Raw genomic sequence first — 17013 nt, 5'->3', positions numbered from 1 at the left:
TGTTGTTTTTTGTTCATTAATTTAAATAGGTTTTGTGATTGGAAATGCAAAACAATGGTGTCCGGTTGCTGCCGGGTACCTCAAAAAATCCAGGACCGGTAGTGTTGCTGCACTACCGGTTCAACTTTTTAAGGGTCATTATGTTAAAGTCCCTCAGAATTCATCACATATGGTTAGGGTTTAGGTTTGAAAAATAGGTTTTACTCAGTACAGCCTGCGCCAATAAAAATCACTTCTCCGTCCAGCACATTGTATCTTGCTTCAACCATCTTTCCGATCAGTTCAAGTGTTTCGAAAAGTGATTCGTCGGAAAGGGACATATTCAGCCGGCAGTTTTTAAATTTCTCCTGATCGTAAATGACCTTGATCCCATAAATTTTTTCCAGTCCTTCAAAAACTTTCGAGATCGGCGTGTCTGTGTAAGTATATGTCGCAAGCTGCTCAGGGGTAATGAGTACTTTGGGCTGTGCAACCAGTGTACGTACGAGCAGCAGGTCTTTCCTGGTGTAAACGGCCCGTTGATTTGGCGTTAGTGTTAAACCTTCTGACTCAGCATGTTCCGCTCCATTTTCTGATCGGTAAACATGTACACTTCCCGAGGTCACTTCAACTTTTACATCCATGCCGCCAGGGTAGGCTGATACTTTGAATTTTGTGCCTAATACCTTGGTCGTTAGTCCGTTGGTGAACACGAAAAATGGTCGGTTCGGATTCTTACCTACATTGAAAAATGCTTCCCCATCCAGATGCACAACCCGACGGTCTGCCGACTCCATGTTGTAACGCACAGTGCTTTTGGGTGATAGGGTAATCGAGCTTCCGTCATCAAGTCTGATGGTTTTTGGCCCTTTTCCCTCGTTGGACGATAGGATTTCTAAATTGGGTTTAAGGATATTCCGGGCGAAATGAACCGGTGTTTCAGTTGGGTTATACCAAAGTGCGATGCCAATCAGGATCGCGATGGAAGCTGCAACCGATAAGTACAAAGGTTTTCTGCTTATGGAAATCTGTTTTTCGGATGATATCTGGTCCATAATCACCTGCCTTGCCAGCTCGATCTGAGAAGCGGGGACTTCCGGATAGAACTTGGAAAATCCCTGAATGAGGTCCGCCGCCTGGTCCATTGTGCCCGATTGATGCGGATAAGTATTCCTGACGGCCTGCCAATACGCATTACTGTCCGCATCCGGATTTTTCACCCAGCGGATAAAATGCGCATCATGTATAAAATCTTGCAGGCTAAAATGTTCGTAATGTTCCATTGGGTTTGTTAACTATACCCTACAGATACACGGATTTTTAAAACGTACTCAGTAAAATCACAAAAAATATTAGAATAATTAATTTATGATTTTTAAACGTGATTTTATGGCCAAAAGCCTGGGACAAGTACCTGGTTTAGGTATTTCGGTTTTACCAGAAACGAAGACGGACATAGCTGCTGCTCAGAATCCGTAGTAAAACGCAATCGCAAGAAGTGAAACCGGGAAGAAGGGTAGCTCTGATCGTAATTGTTGCATCGCCCGGTTTTGCAGATTTCGCACGGATTGTTGGTTGATATGCATCATGCGGCCGATCTCTTCCGCTGAAAAATCATGGTAGTAACGAAGTTGAATGACTTCCTGTTGACGAATGGGTAATTTCAGTAATGCTTCGTGGAGCCGTGAGAGTTGGATGCGGTTGTGTTCGTCCATGATCCAGTTGGTTTCAATATCTTTTTCTGCCGGAAACCATTGCTCGGACAAATCACCGTCCATACTGAAAACGAAACGGTCCGATTGGGATGATCGTACCAGCTTGTTTCTCAGGGACCGGTATAAGTAAAAGCGTGGAGAATGTACCGCTCCGAGTTCGCTGCGTTTATTCCAGAGATGCAGAAACAGATCCTGAATGCTGTCCTGGACGAGTTCGTGGTTGGTGCAAATCCGATAACCATAACGGAATAGGTCCTGTGCAAAATGACTGTAAAGCTTCTCAAAAGCTTTCGAGTTACCCTGACACAGTTCATTCCAATGTTCCTGTTCCTCTGACATAGTTATAGTCTGATCCCTTACTTCGCCCGAAATAAATCTATCAAACAATAAATGTAATAATTTAAAGACTTTACTGGCAATGTTCCTGAAATAATGTTAGCATAAAAATTAAAATTGAATAATCTGTCTTCCCCATCCCACAACCTATTTATCTAATCATGAGGGATGCAAAAAAAGTATCAGCGTTGAACAAAAAATGGGTTGGTCTTCCCTCGGGCTACTTCTACATTTGACCTCTGAGGTTACGATATTAAACGCCTCTTTCTAAACAACCATCTTAACCAAAATGCGAATGAAAAATTTCTATTCACTAATGGTAAATCATGTCAAAGGCAAGATATTTTTATTGCTTCTGATAATGTCTGCATGCCTCCTGGCGCCTGGTTTCACCCGGGCGAATTGCTTAGCTGTTGATCCTGTGGATTTCAATGATAAGAACATCAATACTTCGAAAGAGGGTAAAACCGCTGTAAAAAGGGATTTGGAAAAGTCCCTGCGTGAATTAAAAGGAACAGTAACGGATGAATCCAGCGAGCCATTACCCGGTGTCACGGTAAGAATAAAAAGTAAAAATACCGGGACAATCACCAATGAAGTCGGCGCTTATTCCCTTACCATACCGGACGGAGGAAATGAAATGCTGGAGGTGTCTTTTCTGGGGTTTGTGACGCAGGAAATACCTGTTCAGGGAAGGTCTCTTATCAATATTGTCCTTGCCGCTGATTTAAAAGGAAAAGCGCTGGATGAAGTTGTTGTAGTTGGTTATCAGCAGGTTAAGGCAAAGTATATAACGGGTTCGGTTTCATCCGTCTCGGTGGGAGAACTTTCGGCTGTCCCGACCACCCAGCTTTCTAATGCGATCGCTGGTCGCTTTCCAGGGGTTTATATTAGCCAGGCTACGGGTGCCCCGGGTGCGGGTTCCAGTATCCGGATCGGTGCTGCCAATTCCTGGAATGCCAGTCCGCCTATTTACGTCATTGATGGCGTTGTCCTGAACAAACAGGCTTTTGACCAGCTTTCCATGAATGAGGTTAGCGAGATCAGTGTCTTGAAAGATGCAGCGGCGGCTTCCATTTATGGTGCGCGTTCAACCAATGGCGTTATCCTGGTCACGACTAAAAATGGAACGGCCGGCAAGCCAACCGTTCAGATTAATTCGAGTTATAGTTTTGAAAAACCAACTTTTGATGACGATGTCTTGAGTGACCATGACAGTCATATACTGAATAACGTTTACTGGAAAAAACAAACGGGGAAAAACTGGTTTGGGGATGATGAAATAGAAATGATTGAAAAATTAGGGTACAGTACCAATTATTTAAAATATCTGTACCGCAATCCATCCACCATGACAACTTCTTTAAGTGCCTCGGGAGGAAAGGAAAATATTCAATTTTACTTAGGTGGATCTTTTGATAAAAATAAAGGATTCCTGGATAATATGGATTTTTCAAAATATAATCTCAGGGCGAAAGTGACTGCCTCTTTGACGAAAAACTTAGAAATCGGATTAAACATCAGCACCGACAATAGCAACAGGCATCAGTTCAACTCTTCTTCTCCTGACGTAAGCGACTGGTATGGCCGGTTAAAGTATCTTTTCTACTACATTCCTATCAAGATCGATGATAATTTTGTGAGTACGCGGTGGTTGCATAATCTTCCCGGTCTTGTCAATGGGAATGGCGGTTACGTCAGTGATAAGAATGAAAGTGTGAATGCGCTGCTGCACATGAAATATGATGTGCCCTTTATTAAGGGCCTATCGATCATCGGAAAATATAGCAGAAACAACACCAGCAGATTTATCAAAGGATATTTTATTAAACAGGAGGAATATGATTACGGCAGAACAGGCTCTACGGGTAAAGTGGTTACCACGGAACTGCTGGGCAAGGTAAAAAGTATCTGGCCTTCCAGGGAGTATTTGTCCAACACTTTATACAAGACAAGTTCTTACCAGTTTAATGGTCAGTTATCTTATGCCCGCGACTTTGGCGACCACAGTATCGACGCCGTCGCGATTTATGAACAATATGACATGGGTGCCAACAATTTCTCGCTCACCCGATACGATTTCCCGCTTGTCACTAAAGACCAGTTTTTTGCAACCAGCGATAATGCCATCAATTCCGTAGGCTCCGGGGAAGAGAATTATGTGGGACGGCAATCCTACGTTGGCAGTGCGCAGTACCGATACAAGGAGAGGTATTTATTGTCTGCCAGTTTAAGAAGTGACGGCTCCATGCTGTTTGCGCCTGGTAAGCGATGGGGCTATTTTCCGTCGGTATCGGCGGGTTGGATACTTTCGGAAGAATCCTTTTTTAAGCAAATGTTGCCCGCTTTTCGCTATTTTAAAATCCGGGGATCCCTTGGGTATACGGGTAACGATGCGATTGGCGGATTTCAATGGCAGGAAGCGTATTACGGCCGCGGACAATATTATTTGGGAGGGGCCAATCAAAACGTTATCAATTATGGCGGGATCATTAACAAAGATCTGACCTGGGAAAAATCCCGTTCATTCAACTACGGTATCGATTTGCTGACCACTTCCAATATCGGACTGGAACTCAATTACTGGACGCGGCATACCTACGATATTCTGGGGTCCAGAATCATTACCTTGCCAACCACATTTGGTGGAACGTTGCCTGCGGAAAACTACGGGCAAGTGGATTCCAAGGGTTTTGATGTGGCATTAACCTATGGCAACAAGGTTGGCGATTTTAAATATGACGTCAGAGGTAACTTTTCTTTTGCTACCAACAAAGTAGTGAAGGCCGATTTTGCAGCAAATGGACTGGATGTAGACAATCCAAATGGAAAGTCGCTCGGATATATTGCCACTTATAAATCCACGGGAATTATAAGAACGCAGCAGGAACTAGATGCACTACCGGCTGGCTATACGATTTTAGGAAGAGCACCGGTTTTGGGTAGCTTAAACTATGAAGATATTTCGGGGCTGGATGGCAAACCCGACGGGAGAATCGATACCTACGATCGTCAGGTGATATCGAAATACGGCATGAATAATATACCGTATTCTGCGGGACTAAACTTGGATCTCAGCTGGAAGGGGTTTTCTGCGAGTATATTTTTTCAGTCACTTTTTGGACATAAAAAGCTTTACACAGACAACTGGGGCAGAGGATTTCCACTGGATGCCCGGTTGTATGCTTATTGGGGAGATGCCTGGAGTCCTGAAAATCCTGATGGTAAATATCCAACCATTCCCGGGCCCGCTGATCCGAACAGTACAATGACCTCTAGTTTTTGGCACGAAAATGGCGGTTTTATTCGCCTCAAGAACCTTTCAGTCGGATACGATTTGCCTCAGACTGTATTAAAGCATGTCGGTATAAAAAAGGTCAGACTTTATGTAAACGGAACCAATCTCCTTTATCTGAGCGGATTTAAATGGTATGACCCGGAAATACCTTCTCTGGCCAGTTATCCTAATATGAAACAATATAGCTGTGGTGTAAGTATCACATTGTAGGTAGCTGTTGGCCATTCGCTTTAAGCCGATAAATGAATAATAGGATTCATAGCGAGTTTCGCAAACAAATAATATCAACTCATTTTTTGCTATTACCTAAAAAAATTAAAGAAATGAAAAGCAAACTATTATATAGCACCGTCCTGATCTTTTTGTTGGGACTGTTTACGATAAGCTGTGACAATGTTCTGGATAAAGAAAATCTGACGGCGATACAAGCTGACGATGTCTGGAACAATATAGAGCTGGCCAAAGGTTATTCGAATGGAATTTATGCCGCCCTGATGCCGGGCATGCCTACACAGGCTGGCAGTTATTCAGATGAGGCGGGCGGTACTAACTATGTAGGCACATTCGATAATCCGTATGGTTATGGAAATGCAACCGTCAACAGCAGCACTGTCTGGAACTATGCCGTGATTCGAAATATCAATTTTATGTTGGAAAAAATAGATAAGGGTACTTTATCGGATAGCCAGAAGAACCCGATCAAGGGCGAAGCCTATTTTTGGAGAGCATGGGCTTATTGGCAGATGGTAGTCAGCTATGGCGGAGTTCCTTTGGTACTGGATGTTCAGAGCACTGATAATATTGAAGCGATTCAGGTCAAAAGAAATAAAACGTCTGAATGTGTGGATCAAATCGTTAAGGATTTAAACCAGGCTTTTGAGCTTCTTCCGGATAAGTGGACTGGTGTGGATGTCGGCAGAATTGATAAAAGTGCAACAATAGCGTTCAAAGCACGTGTGATGTTGTTTTACGCGAGTCCGCAATTCAATCCCGCCAACATACAAAGCCGCTGGCAAAACGCCTACGATGTAGCGAAATTGGCGAAGGAATTTTGTGAATCCAAAGGAAAAGGTTTATTTGAAAATCCACTTGGCATATGGACTGAGGAGCTTAACAAAGAAGTGATCATGGTGAAGCAGTATAATGATCCCGGTGCCACTTATTATGTTGGTTGCCTACGGCCCATTATGTGGTCTGCTGGTTGTACGGGCTGGGACCAGGCGACACTGGATTTGGTTGAAGCATTTCCACTGGTTGACGGAAGACCCTGGGATTCCAGGACGATGTCCTACGATACGTTGCACCGACATCGTGATAAAAGATTTTATGCCACGATTGGCTACAATGGTGCGGCTCCCTATCTGAAAGATATGATGGATCAGAAAACCAATTTATGGACATACATTGATAAAGGTGTTCACATGGATGGGCTGCTGCCAACCAGCACCAGTTTTTACAGGGTGAAAGCGGTGGACAGATCGATTGACGTGAATGGCGTGGACCGGGCGAAAATGGACTGGATTGAAATCAGATTTGCCGAGGTATTGATGACTTTTGGAGAGGCCGCCAATGAAGCTGGAAATACCCAGGAAGCCCTTAAGGTGTTGTATGATATGAGAAACAGGGCCGGGATTTTGCCGGGGAAGGATAATAAGTATGGCATTACTGCATCCACGAAAGAGGAAATCAGGAAAGCATACATGCTTGAAAATCAGTTGGAATTTGCTTTTGAAAACAAAAGAATAGGCACTCTGAGAAGATTAAGACAATGGGATCAGGTTCTTAACAAAACAACCCGGCATGGGCTCAAAATCACGCTGAAAGAAGGAAAAACCGGCCCCAAGGGTATGGATAATATTGACGATTTTGTCAATGCTTTTAACGTTGAAAAAATATCCGTCCAGACAATTCCATTTAATGTGAAGCCGGAATATTATTTCTTTGCTATACCACAAAGTCATTTAGAACAGAATCCAAATCTGGAACAAACCAAGGGCTGGCCCGGCGGAAACTTTGACCCGTTGCTGTAACGGCCGTAAGCGCTTCATTTTCTCGGTGGTTATGATTCAATTGACCTCCAAAGGATGTTATTCATATGTAGGGGCCTGAGACCGCATGACACCCGGGGCTACCGGGCCGGTCGTCGGGCGGTCTGGATACTGCGACTAACTGGAGCCAACACCACCAGCCATTCCTAAGGAACGATATTTTACAATTTCAATATCATTGCTACCGCGCGGCGGACCGCCAACGAAATGTTCCTATGGGAACAAAAATACCGAAATATCCTTATCCCATCGGGACATTTCGTTGGTAGAGGTGAGGATAGATCGATCTGGTTTTCGTTCCGTAGGGACGTTTCGTGGTATTGATATGACCGATTAAATTATCTTCGGGTAGAGAATCGGAACAGACCTGTGTTTTCAAAACATACAGGAAATAAACATGATCTTTTGCCAAACAGTAAGTTATCTTTTTGAATTAGTCAATACAACCTCATGAAATACTTAAAATCGTTCATACTTATCCAGTTGCTCACGGTTTCCGTTGGTTTTGCGCAGAGGGCAAAGCCTGGATCATTTTTGTCAAATGGAGATCTTATCTTTCTTGAAGGAATGACCAAAGATGTACTGGAAGCCTCCCGTATCCATCCCGACCAATTTATTTCAAAAGAATTCGGTTCGAATAAAACAGGGGAAACTTTAATAAGACCCGGTGGGAGAGATGCTTACCCGTCATTCTGGATCCGGGATTATGCCATGTCCCTTGAAACGGGACTTGTTCCCAGGAAAGAACAGCTGCACATGCTGATGCTGACGGCTTCAACACAAAGCGACCAGGCCTGGATTACAAAAGGAGGAAGTCTGGTTCCTTACGGGGCTATTGCTGATCATGTGCGGATCGATGACGGCAAACCCATTTACTTTCCGGGTACTTACAGCTATGAAGGGCAGGGGACACCTGATTGGGGAATGCTGCCGCCTTATTGCGACCAGTTTTATTTCGTCCACATGGCCCATTATTACGTAAAACAGACCGGAGACTATAAAATATTATTGAAAGAAGCAAATGGAACCCGATTAATTGACCGGCTAAAAACGTCATTTCATGTCCCTCCGTCTGATGTGACGAATCATATTGTGAAGGCTACGGAAGCGATTCGGGGCGTTGATTTTGGTTTCAGAGACGCGCAGGCGATTACGGGCAATCTTTGCTTTCCGTCCATTCTAAAATACCGGGCTGCCATGGAGTTGTCAGAAATGCTGCAACGGATAAAAAGCAATGATGCAGGAAAATACCGGCAGATCGCTTCTACAATCAAGGAGACCTTACCCAAATTGTTTATGGACAATAGAGGTATGCTGATGGCTTCAACAGGGAAAAGTAAGCAGGCGGACGTCTGGTCCACCGCTTTGGCTGTTTACCTGGGCATGCTTGAAGGAGAAAATCTGAGTAAAGCCTCCAGTATGCTTGCCAAGGCCTATAAAGCCGGCACGTTAAGCTATAAAGGCAATGTCCGGCATATACTGACCACCGACGATTACAATGAAAAAACGGCCTGGGAAGTGTCTCTCTCGGCTAAAAATACCTACCAAAATGGCGCTTACTGGGGAACGCCTACGGGATGGGTTTGCTATGCGATCAACCAGGTTGACCCGACGTCTGCCAAAGCATTGGCCAATGAATTTATGGAAGATCTCAAAACCAATGATTACCGAAAGGGAGGTAATTTTGGCGCACCCTATGAATGCTTTAACCAAGGCACCTATACGCAGAATCCAATCTACCTCACCACGGTGGCTTGTCCTTTGGTTGCATTTAGGAAAATGAGGTAATACTGTTTTTGATTTAAGGATTTTTAGGTTAACGTCCAATGATCCCCCGCGTTCTCTGAATAAGCATGGGAATCGGTTTTAGGTTTTTCAGTTTTAATGCTGGTGCTTCGATGAGATGCCACGAAAGGTAAGCCAGCATTGCAGAAATGATAAGACTCATAAAAATGAGGCTTATGGGATTCATTCCGAAATAGTATACCAGCGTTTGCTGTACAGGAAATCCATATATGTAAATGCCATAAGAAAGGTCGCCCAAGTGTTTTGCAACACTGCTAATACCATAAACCGGGAGTAGTCCCATGCTCAGCACGATCATTGGAAGCAATGTAACGCTGGCAAAGGAGAAAATGGGTTGTCCGGTGGAAAAGACGAATACGCCCAACGAAAGAATCAATATCATCGTTAAATAACGTGGTGGAATATCAGCCATTCGGGCAGCCGCAAGAAGTGATCCCGCAGCAAAATAAACGCCAAGCTCAATCAGGTACCAGTCAAGTATGAAGAAATTCCATTTCTGGATCTCCTTAAAATTGAGAACGTCCAGCTTGGCAAGAAGCAAATAAATGAAGGCCAAAATCAGTATGACGGGTACGCGTTTGCTTTTTATAAAAAACAGCAGCGACACGGCTATATACATCGTGAACTCGAATGGAATTGTCCATAGCGAACCATTTATGGCAGACTTGTGTGGATTGTGTTCAAATATACCTGGAATCTCGTATTGAAGTGTGTAAAGGCGCAGATTGTTGGGAATATATGTCCTGACCCTTTTATTCAGCAAATAGGCCGTATCATTTTCGTACACAAAAGGGCCGAGCACCACGGTCAGAATAAGTACCACAGCCAGGGCTGGGAAGAGTCTTAAAATCCTTTTCCAGTAAAAATCAGCCAGATCTCTTGATCTTTCCAGGCTTTGAAAAATGAGATAACCGCTGATTACAAAAAAACCTCTCACGGCAATCCACGAGAATGTATATTGCCCCTTGGTGATCTGGCACAACCAATCGCATTCCTGAGAACCCGTCAATGGGTATGCGTGTGTAATGATCACACAGCCAGCAAATAACAACCTGAGAAAATCGAAATTATTTCTTCTATGGGTTTCTATTATTGATAAATTTTTTGTCATACAGTCGGCAAAAGTAGATTAAAAAGTTGATTGCCGATCATAACATTGGGATAAATTAAACGATTGTACATCTCCTGCTCACTTGTCATTGTTGCCGTCATTTTTAGTTGTCAGCAAACTTATTCCTGTATATGACACATCCGTTAAATCAGGAAGACCGTACAAAAAAATGGCATATCCCCTATGAAATATGCCACATAAGTCCACATAAAACCACCTATTCCTGCTTCGATCCCTGAATCATAATACCCAGCCCGCCATCGATACGGAAAGCCTGACCGGTTATGAAAGCGGCTTTGTCACTGGCCAGATAGGATACAAATTCGGCAATTTCCAAAGGATCAGCCACCCTTTTCATCAGGTGCATATCTTCGCATTCTTTGATAACAGCAGCCGGATCCGGCGATTGACTCGCCAGGTCTCTCAGTAAAGGCGTATCTACGCTACCCGGGCAAATGGCTACACAGCGGATGGTTGGCGCGTAATCAATGGCAATACTGCGGGTAAGTGCAACCTGGGCCGCTTTGGTGGTTGCGTAGGCCGCCACCTGCCGCTGGGTTACAAATGCCTGCACACTGGACATATTGATGATCACCCCTTTTCCCTTCGCCTGCATGGAGGGGATCATGTATTTGGCACAAAGAAATCCGCCCCTTACGTTTATAGCAAAGGTTTGGTCCCACGCTTCCAGCGTACTACCCGTAACGGTAGAGAAATATTGAACGGCTGCATTATTCAGCAATATATCAATAGCACCGAAAAGGCTTTTTATTTGTTCAACAGCCGCTATCACATCACTTTCTTTGGACACGTCCGTAAGAATAAAGCAAGCGCGTTCACCCAGTTGATTCGCAAGGGCCGTGCCCTGATCAGCATCTACATCGAGTATAACGACATTCGCTTTTTGGCTATGGAATAATTCGACACAGGCTCTTCCTATGCCTTTTGCTCCACCGGTTATTACGATCGTTTTATTTTCAAAGCTCATTTGTTATATATTTTGGTGAGAAACCAGCGGCAATCCTTTTATCCCTAAATCAATTTTATTAATGTGCCATCTTCCCAGGTTAGCCGTAAAAAGCTGATCCATATTATCACCGCCAAATGCGATATTGGTGGGATTGGACAAGGTATGCGCTTCCCAGTCTTCGACCAGTAAAGTGGATACCCGGTCTTTCGAGACCTTATAAATCGCATTCGGGGTATAGCAGGAAACATATAGATTTTCATCCTGATCGAAGGCGATACCATCGGGCACCGTTCGCGGCATCGTGCAATATACCTCTCTGGCTCCGGCTGAGCCATCGTTGCTGATGTTTATTCTTTCAACACCGGGTAACCAGGAACATACGAGATACAGGTACTTTCCGTCCTTGCCCAGCGCCATCCCGTTGGTAAAACTGAAAGGGCCTGCATGCCAGACTTCGCCCCGGCCATCAGTCGAAAATTTCAGTATTTTCCCGGTAACCTTATTGAATTCGCCACTTTCAGATACATACAGATTTCCTGCTGAATCAAACACAGGGTAATTGGGAATGTTAAACGGGTGGGATGCGCAGCCCTTGCTGAATAGATCCAGCTTAAAGGTTTCAGGATCCATTTTCCACACACATTTGCCGGCCGAATCGCAAACGGCAAGCCATTCGCAACCCGGACTAAATGCTATGCCTAAAATAAATCCGCCGGTATTGGCTACTTCTTCCCATTCGCCTCCATTGGCATGGATGCGATAGACTTGTCCTGCCTCTCCGCCCGCCCATACGGAACCATCGACATGTACGGCAATACACTCAGGATGGTCAAGACCGTCGGCAAACAAAGCAATATTTTTTTTGAATTCCTCCATCATTTAAATCCTCTTGGTTACTGATATGATACTGTATGTATCCATACTTTTCTAGTTTTCAATACCCTCAAAAATTGCTTTCCGGCTATCCTCATTGCTGTTTTTCTTCCAGCCCTTTTCTATTTCTTCCAGCGACCTTCCTTTTGTTTCCGGAATTGCTTTCCATATAAAAACAAGCAGAATGATGGCGTTTACCATGAATAACCAATAAGTGTAGGCCCCGCCAATGGCTTCCAGCAGCATGGGGAAGAATTGCGTGATGGCGACAATCGATAGCCATAAAAGCAGAACGGATGCTGACATGGCTAATCCCCGCGTCCTGTTTGGGAAAATTTCAGACATAATAACCCATGGAATAGGGCCCAGAGAAGCGCCAAAACAGGCAATGAAGCAAAGGATGGATACCAGTAACCATACGCCGCCAGTCCAATTGCAGTGATAAACAAGGCCTATTGCGCATAAGGAAATGGTCATGCCGGATACGCCCCATAGCAGTAATTTGCGCCTTCCTAATTTGTCGATGAGCACAGCCGCAACAAAAGTGAATAAGGTGATGATCATGCCGATGATGATCGTTTGCATGAAAGCGGATTCTGTGCCAAATCCTGCACTCTTGAATATTTCCGGGGCATAATATATGATTGAATTGATTCCTGTGATTTGTGAAAAAATCGCCAGCATCATGCCAATAATCATAGCCTTGCGCAAACCCGGTTTGAAAAGTTCAAAAAATGTTCCCTGCTCTTCATTGAGCGTTTCGTTGATTTCCCGTAAAATGATAGCCCCTTTTCTTTCGCCATTTATTTTATTCAAAATAGAGAGGGCCAATGCTTCATTTCCTTTTTTTGCTAACCAGCGTGGACTTTCCGGGACAAGTAAAAGCAGGAAGAAGAATAAAACGGAAGGAACAATTTCCGAACCAACCATATAACGCCACCCGGTATGGATGTTCCAGGTTTCATCGCCCATGCCGGCTATTAAATAATTGATCGCATAGATCAGGTTTATACCGACCACGATGGCTACCTGATAGAGCGTTACCAATGTGCCGCGTATTTTAGCAGGTGAAATTTCTGAAATGTACAACGGAGATAATATCGAAGCAGCGCCAACACCGAGTCCGCCAATGAATCTGGCGAGTACGAATTCCGTTAAGTTTTCAGGAATGGCTGATCCTATGGACGATACGGCGAATAATACGGCACTGAGTAGCAATATTTTCTTCCGGCCAAACCGGTCACTCAAATGCCCGGCAAAGATCGCTCCGATGACGCATCCCCAAATGGCGCTCGATGCTGCCCACCCGGTCATGGCAGGTGATAAATCAAACTTGATCTGAAGAAATCCAATGGCTCCTGCAATGACGGCCGTGTCATACCCGAATAGCAATCCGCCCACTGCGGCCACGATTGAAATGAAATAAATGTATTGGGTGTTTTCTTCTGATGTGGTTGAATTTTCAGCATTTTGGGGAATGGGCGTCATATGAAAATGATTTTAAGGGTCTAAAAATTAATTCACACGTATACTTGGACTCAATTAAGTAGTATTGAAAAATTAGTTTATATTATTGATTTTTATAATAAGCTATTAATCATTCGGTTACTGAGCTAATCGCATATAGCTAATTGCCAACCGCTACTTACCATCCGCTTGCCAAAACATCGGCAATGTGCGCGGTTTTAATGGGAATTAAGTGTTTTTTGATGTAACCATCTAAGTGTAAAAGACAAGAGTGATCTGTTGAGATAATATACTCTACTCCTTTTTTTTGCGCGTGCTGCACTTTTTGCTCTGCCATACCACTTGATATGAATTCATATTTTACAGCGAAAGTGCCGCCAAAGCCGCAGCAAACTTCGCAATCGTCGGTTTCTATTAACTCTAATCCTTGTACGTTGGTTAAAAGCGCTCGGGGAGGAGCCTTTATGCCACATTCCCGCAAAGCACCACAGGCATCGTGATAGGTTGCCGTGCCGGGAAAAGATGCCCCCATATTATCAATGTGGAGTATTTCTGTCAGAAACTCGGTTAACTCATACATGCGTTTTTGCGTAGTATTTTGTGACATATTTTTATCGGGAAAGAGTTTGTCATAATGATTACGGACAAAACCAACACAGGATCCGCCGGGCGCTACAATATATTCGGGGGCATTGAAGTCGTCCAGAAATTTCCGGGCTACGGGACGGCATTCGTCCCAGTAACCCGCATTGTAGGCAGGTTGCCCACAACAGGTTTGGTTCGGATTGTAGGAGACCTCACATCCGGCTTTCTCTAAAACTTTTATCGTATTCAGCGCAGTCTGCGGATAAATCTGGTCGATAAAACAGGGAACAAAAAGCTGTACTTTCATAGTGTATCCGGGTATTTCGGCTGTTTTAAATCGTTATCCATCAGAAACAAATAAACCTCTTTAGGCCCGTGTACGCCAAGTACCAGTCTTTTTTCGATGTCCGCCGTACGGCTTGGTCCCGAAGCAAAAAAGATGGCGGAAGGCAGTTGGCCGCTGTACTTGTTTTCCACTCGTTTGAGTGCATCGCCAATATCAAACACAAGGTCATCTACCGAAGCAATGATCAAATGAACCGGAGAATAAACCGGGAGCAATCTTCCGGAAGCCTGCGCGGCACTTAGTACGACGGTTCCTGTTCGCGCCACGAGACATTCGCAATCCGTAATTCCTGCCTCGGCTTCTTCATCCGTACTATTATTGACAGAGGGGAGCAGATGGAATTGCATGTCATTTACCAAAGCCGGTGTCTTGCAAATTATGTTGGTCCAGTTTTTCTCAGCAGCCAGTTTGGCGATATTTTCGATCAGTTCTGGTTTTCCTCTGCAAAGAAAAACTTGTCCATCGAGTGCCGTAAATTCTTTTGTAAAGAGTGCCCTAAGATCATGCGCATTATTTTGGAATGAAAACGGGGTTTGCAAATGATCGGGAAAAGGAGCCCCGGTGCTTTTTCCCAATGCCATTTCTATTCTTTTTAAAATGTTATTTCTCGCTGAGGACATAAGTAGTAGTGAAAAATTAGTTCATATTGTTGATTTTTATAATAAGCTATTGATCATCCGGTTATAGCGCTAATCGCATATAGATAATTGCCAACAGCTACTTAGTATAAATTGGGCCAAATATCCGGCTGGAAGTAGCGTTTACTTCGAGTCAGGTTTGTTTTTTGTGAATTGATTAAAGGTCTTATGCGTGAATTCCGGCAGTATTCTTCTGATCCCCCAATGTTGACGGAATAGTTTTCCGACAAGAAACGTCTTCGTCGCTCCTCCGGGCCAGTTCATTAACAGGCGATGTTGATTGATTTTTTTCCATATTTTCCAGCCAATCTGCTCGGAAGCTGAAATAAGATTCTGTTCAACTGCATTGCGCCGGTTATTCAATAAAAGATTATGAAGATTGATATGCACAGGACACACTTCGGTACAGGCACCACAGAGTGAGGAAGCAAAGCTTAAATGTTGGTATTCCGCCGCATCGTTCAGGTAGGGTGAAATAACAGCACCAATAGGTCCGCTATACGTGGTGCCATAAGTATGACCTCCAATGTTTTTATACACGGGACAAACATTCAGACAGGCCCCGCAGCGAATGCAATAAAGACTTTCTCTTGCCGCAGGGTCGGCCAGCAGATGACTACGGCGATTATCCAGCAGGATCACATACATTTCCTCGGGCCCGTCGGTCTCGTCCTGTTTTTTCGGTCCCGTATAAATGCTGTTGTATACCGTTGTACGCTGACCTGAACCATGTGTAGCCAGCAGTGGCCAGAATAAATTAAGGTCGTGAACGGAAGGTAGTATTTTTTCTATGCCGGTAATGGCAATATGTATTTTAGGAGCACTGGCCGAGAGCCATGCATTACCTTCGTTTTCTGTGATGGCAATGCCGCCTATATCTGCCAGAATAAAATTGATGCCGGTTATGCCAATTTCTGCGGCAGCGTATTTCTTTCGCAAAATGTTTCGGGCCACCAATGTGAGTTCCTCCGGACTAAGATCAGGCGGGACATTTAGCTTTTCATGAAACAATTGCGCAACATCCTCTTTGCTTTTATGAAGAGAAGGTGCGACAATATGGTAAGGCGCCTCACCGTCCAGCTGCTGGATATATTCGCCCAGATCCGTCTCTAATATTTCAATATGATGTTTGGTAAGAAATTGATTGAGATGGATTTCCTCCGTGACAATTGATTTACTTTTAACAATACTTTTTGCTTCGTTTTTCCTGCATACATTTAAGATTGCATCCAGCGCCTGCTGGGTATCTTCTGCCCATATCACCCTGCCACCATTTCGGTTAAAATTGGTTTCAAATGCTTCCAGGTAAGTATGCAGGTTTTCGATAGCCTGCCATTTAATATTCTTGGCGATTTTTTTGGTAGTTTCCAGGTCAGAAAACTGCTGTTTGCCCTTTTTGTAGGCGGCATCTGCCTGTTTGAGGGCAAAATTTAATTTTTTGCGATGGTCCAGATCAAAAACTTTTCTGCCGCTTGCTAATAGAAATTCTGTTTGTTTACGCTTCATGCATGTATCGCCCCGTTGGATAAGTCCTAATTAATTAGGTAAATGTAGATGGGACGATAGCTTTGCCCAACCCGTTTTTTTTCCAAGGCAGATACTTTTTTTGCAAAGCTTGCAGAACAAGTGAAAATCTATGCTTGTAAGTATATCTTATGTCAGTATGGGCAGCATGAGCCGATGAAAACCATCGTGTTGAAGTCGTTATTTTTAATGTAGTTGGGAAAAAAAGTATCGACAACGGTCATATTTTTTGTATGCTATCGATTTGCTTTTCAGGTATTTTTGGCATAGTGAGGTGCATGGATATTATTGTTAAAGATAATAGTCTGTGATGTTCC

General features: G+C 43.9%; 12 protein-coding genes. 3 read left to right on the top strand and 9 right to left on the bottom strand.

All coding sequences use genetic code 11. The annotated features are described in order from the left end of the window. Nucleotides 1-200: 200 nt before the first annotated feature. On the bottom strand, nt 201-1262 hold the full coding sequence (locus RB622_RS19855; protein WP_308048363.1) for a FecR domain-containing protein: 1062 nt from the start codon (nt 1260-1262) through the stop codon (nt 201-203). A 183-nt stretch (nt 1263-1445) separates the two neighbouring features. Then, a complete protein-coding gene (locus RB622_RS19850) occupies nt 1446-2033 on the bottom strand; it encodes a sigma-70 family RNA polymerase sigma factor (protein WP_308048362.1) in 588 nt (195 codons plus the stop codon). A 358-nt stretch (nt 2034-2391) separates the two neighbouring features. Here RB622_RS19850 and RB622_RS19845 point away from each other — a divergent pair, with 358 nt between their 5' ends. The 3 genes from RB622_RS19845 to RB622_RS19835 all read left to right on the top strand — a co-directional run bounded on the left by RB622_RS19845 (nt 2392) and on the right by RB622_RS19835 (nt 9164). Then, on the top strand, nt 2392-5538 hold the full coding sequence (locus RB622_RS19845) for a TonB-dependent receptor (protein ID WP_308048361.1): 3147 nt from the start codon (nt 2392-2394) through the stop codon (nt 5536-5538). Between the two features lie 113 nt (nt 5539-5651). Then, nucleotides 5652-7358: a RagB/SusD family nutrient uptake outer membrane protein gene (locus RB622_RS19840; protein WP_308048360.1), complete on the top strand. Its 1707-nt coding sequence runs from the start codon at nt 5652-5654 to the stop codon at nt 7356-7358. 468 nt (nt 7359-7826) lie between these two features. Further along, nucleotides 7827-9164: a hypothetical protein gene (locus RB622_RS19835; RefSeq protein WP_308048358.1), complete on the top strand. Its 1338-nt coding sequence runs from the start codon at nt 7827-7829 to the stop codon at nt 9162-9164. 28 nt (nt 9165-9192) lie between these two features. Here the strand turns inward: RB622_RS19835 and RB622_RS19830 are convergent, their stop codons facing one another. The 7 genes from RB622_RS19830 to RB622_RS19800 form a co-directional block, all read right to left on the bottom strand. Further along, the gene (locus RB622_RS19830) at nt 9193-10293 is read right to left on the bottom strand and encodes an acyltransferase (RefSeq protein ID WP_308048357.1); all 1101 of its coding nucleotides are present in this window, start codon (nt 10291-10293) and stop codon (nt 9193-9195) included. Nucleotides 10294-10510: 217 nt separating this feature from the next. Further along, on the bottom strand, nt 10511-11281 hold the full coding sequence (locus RB622_RS19825; RefSeq protein ID WP_308048356.1) for an SDR family oxidoreductase: 771 nt from the start codon (nt 11279-11281) through the stop codon (nt 10511-10513). A gap of 3 nt (nt 11282-11284) precedes the next feature. After that, nucleotides 11285-12142, bottom strand: a complete 858-nt coding sequence (locus RB622_RS19820; protein ID WP_308048355.1) for an SMP-30/gluconolactonase/LRE family protein — start codon at nt 12140-12142, stop codon at nt 11285-11287. Nucleotides 12143-12190: 48 nt separating this feature from the next. Beyond that, nucleotides 12191-13624, bottom strand: a complete 1434-nt coding sequence (locus tag RB622_RS19815; protein WP_308048354.1) for a sugar porter family MFS transporter — start codon at nt 13622-13624, stop codon at nt 12191-12193. A gap of 157 nt (nt 13625-13781) precedes the next feature. Beyond that, nucleotides 13782-14495, bottom strand: a complete 714-nt coding sequence (locus RB622_RS19810; RefSeq protein WP_308048353.1) for a (Fe-S)-binding protein — start codon at nt 14493-14495, stop codon at nt 13782-13784. Further along, entirely contained in the window at nt 14492-15115 is a 624-nt protein-coding gene (locus RB622_RS19805; protein WP_308048352.1) for a lactate utilization protein, read from the bottom strand. The genes RB622_RS19810 and RB622_RS19805 overlap by 4 nt, the downstream gene beginning before the upstream one ends. 180 nt (nt 15116-15295) lie before the next feature. After that, nucleotides 15296-16678: a LutB/LldF family L-lactate oxidation iron-sulfur protein gene (locus RB622_RS19800; RefSeq protein ID WP_308048351.1), complete on the bottom strand. Its 1383-nt coding sequence runs from the start codon at nt 16676-16678 to the stop codon at nt 15296-15298. Nucleotides 16679-17013: the final 335 nt, after the last annotated feature.

Origin of the sequence: Dyadobacter sp. LHD-138 (genome assembly GCF_030929615.1) — a bacterium.
Lineage (GTDB): Bacteria > Bacteroidota > Bacteroidia > Cytophagales > Spirosomataceae > Dyadobacter.
The sequence above is the reverse complement of the archived record's forward strand: the minus strand, read 5'-3'. Positions and strand labels throughout refer to the sequence as shown.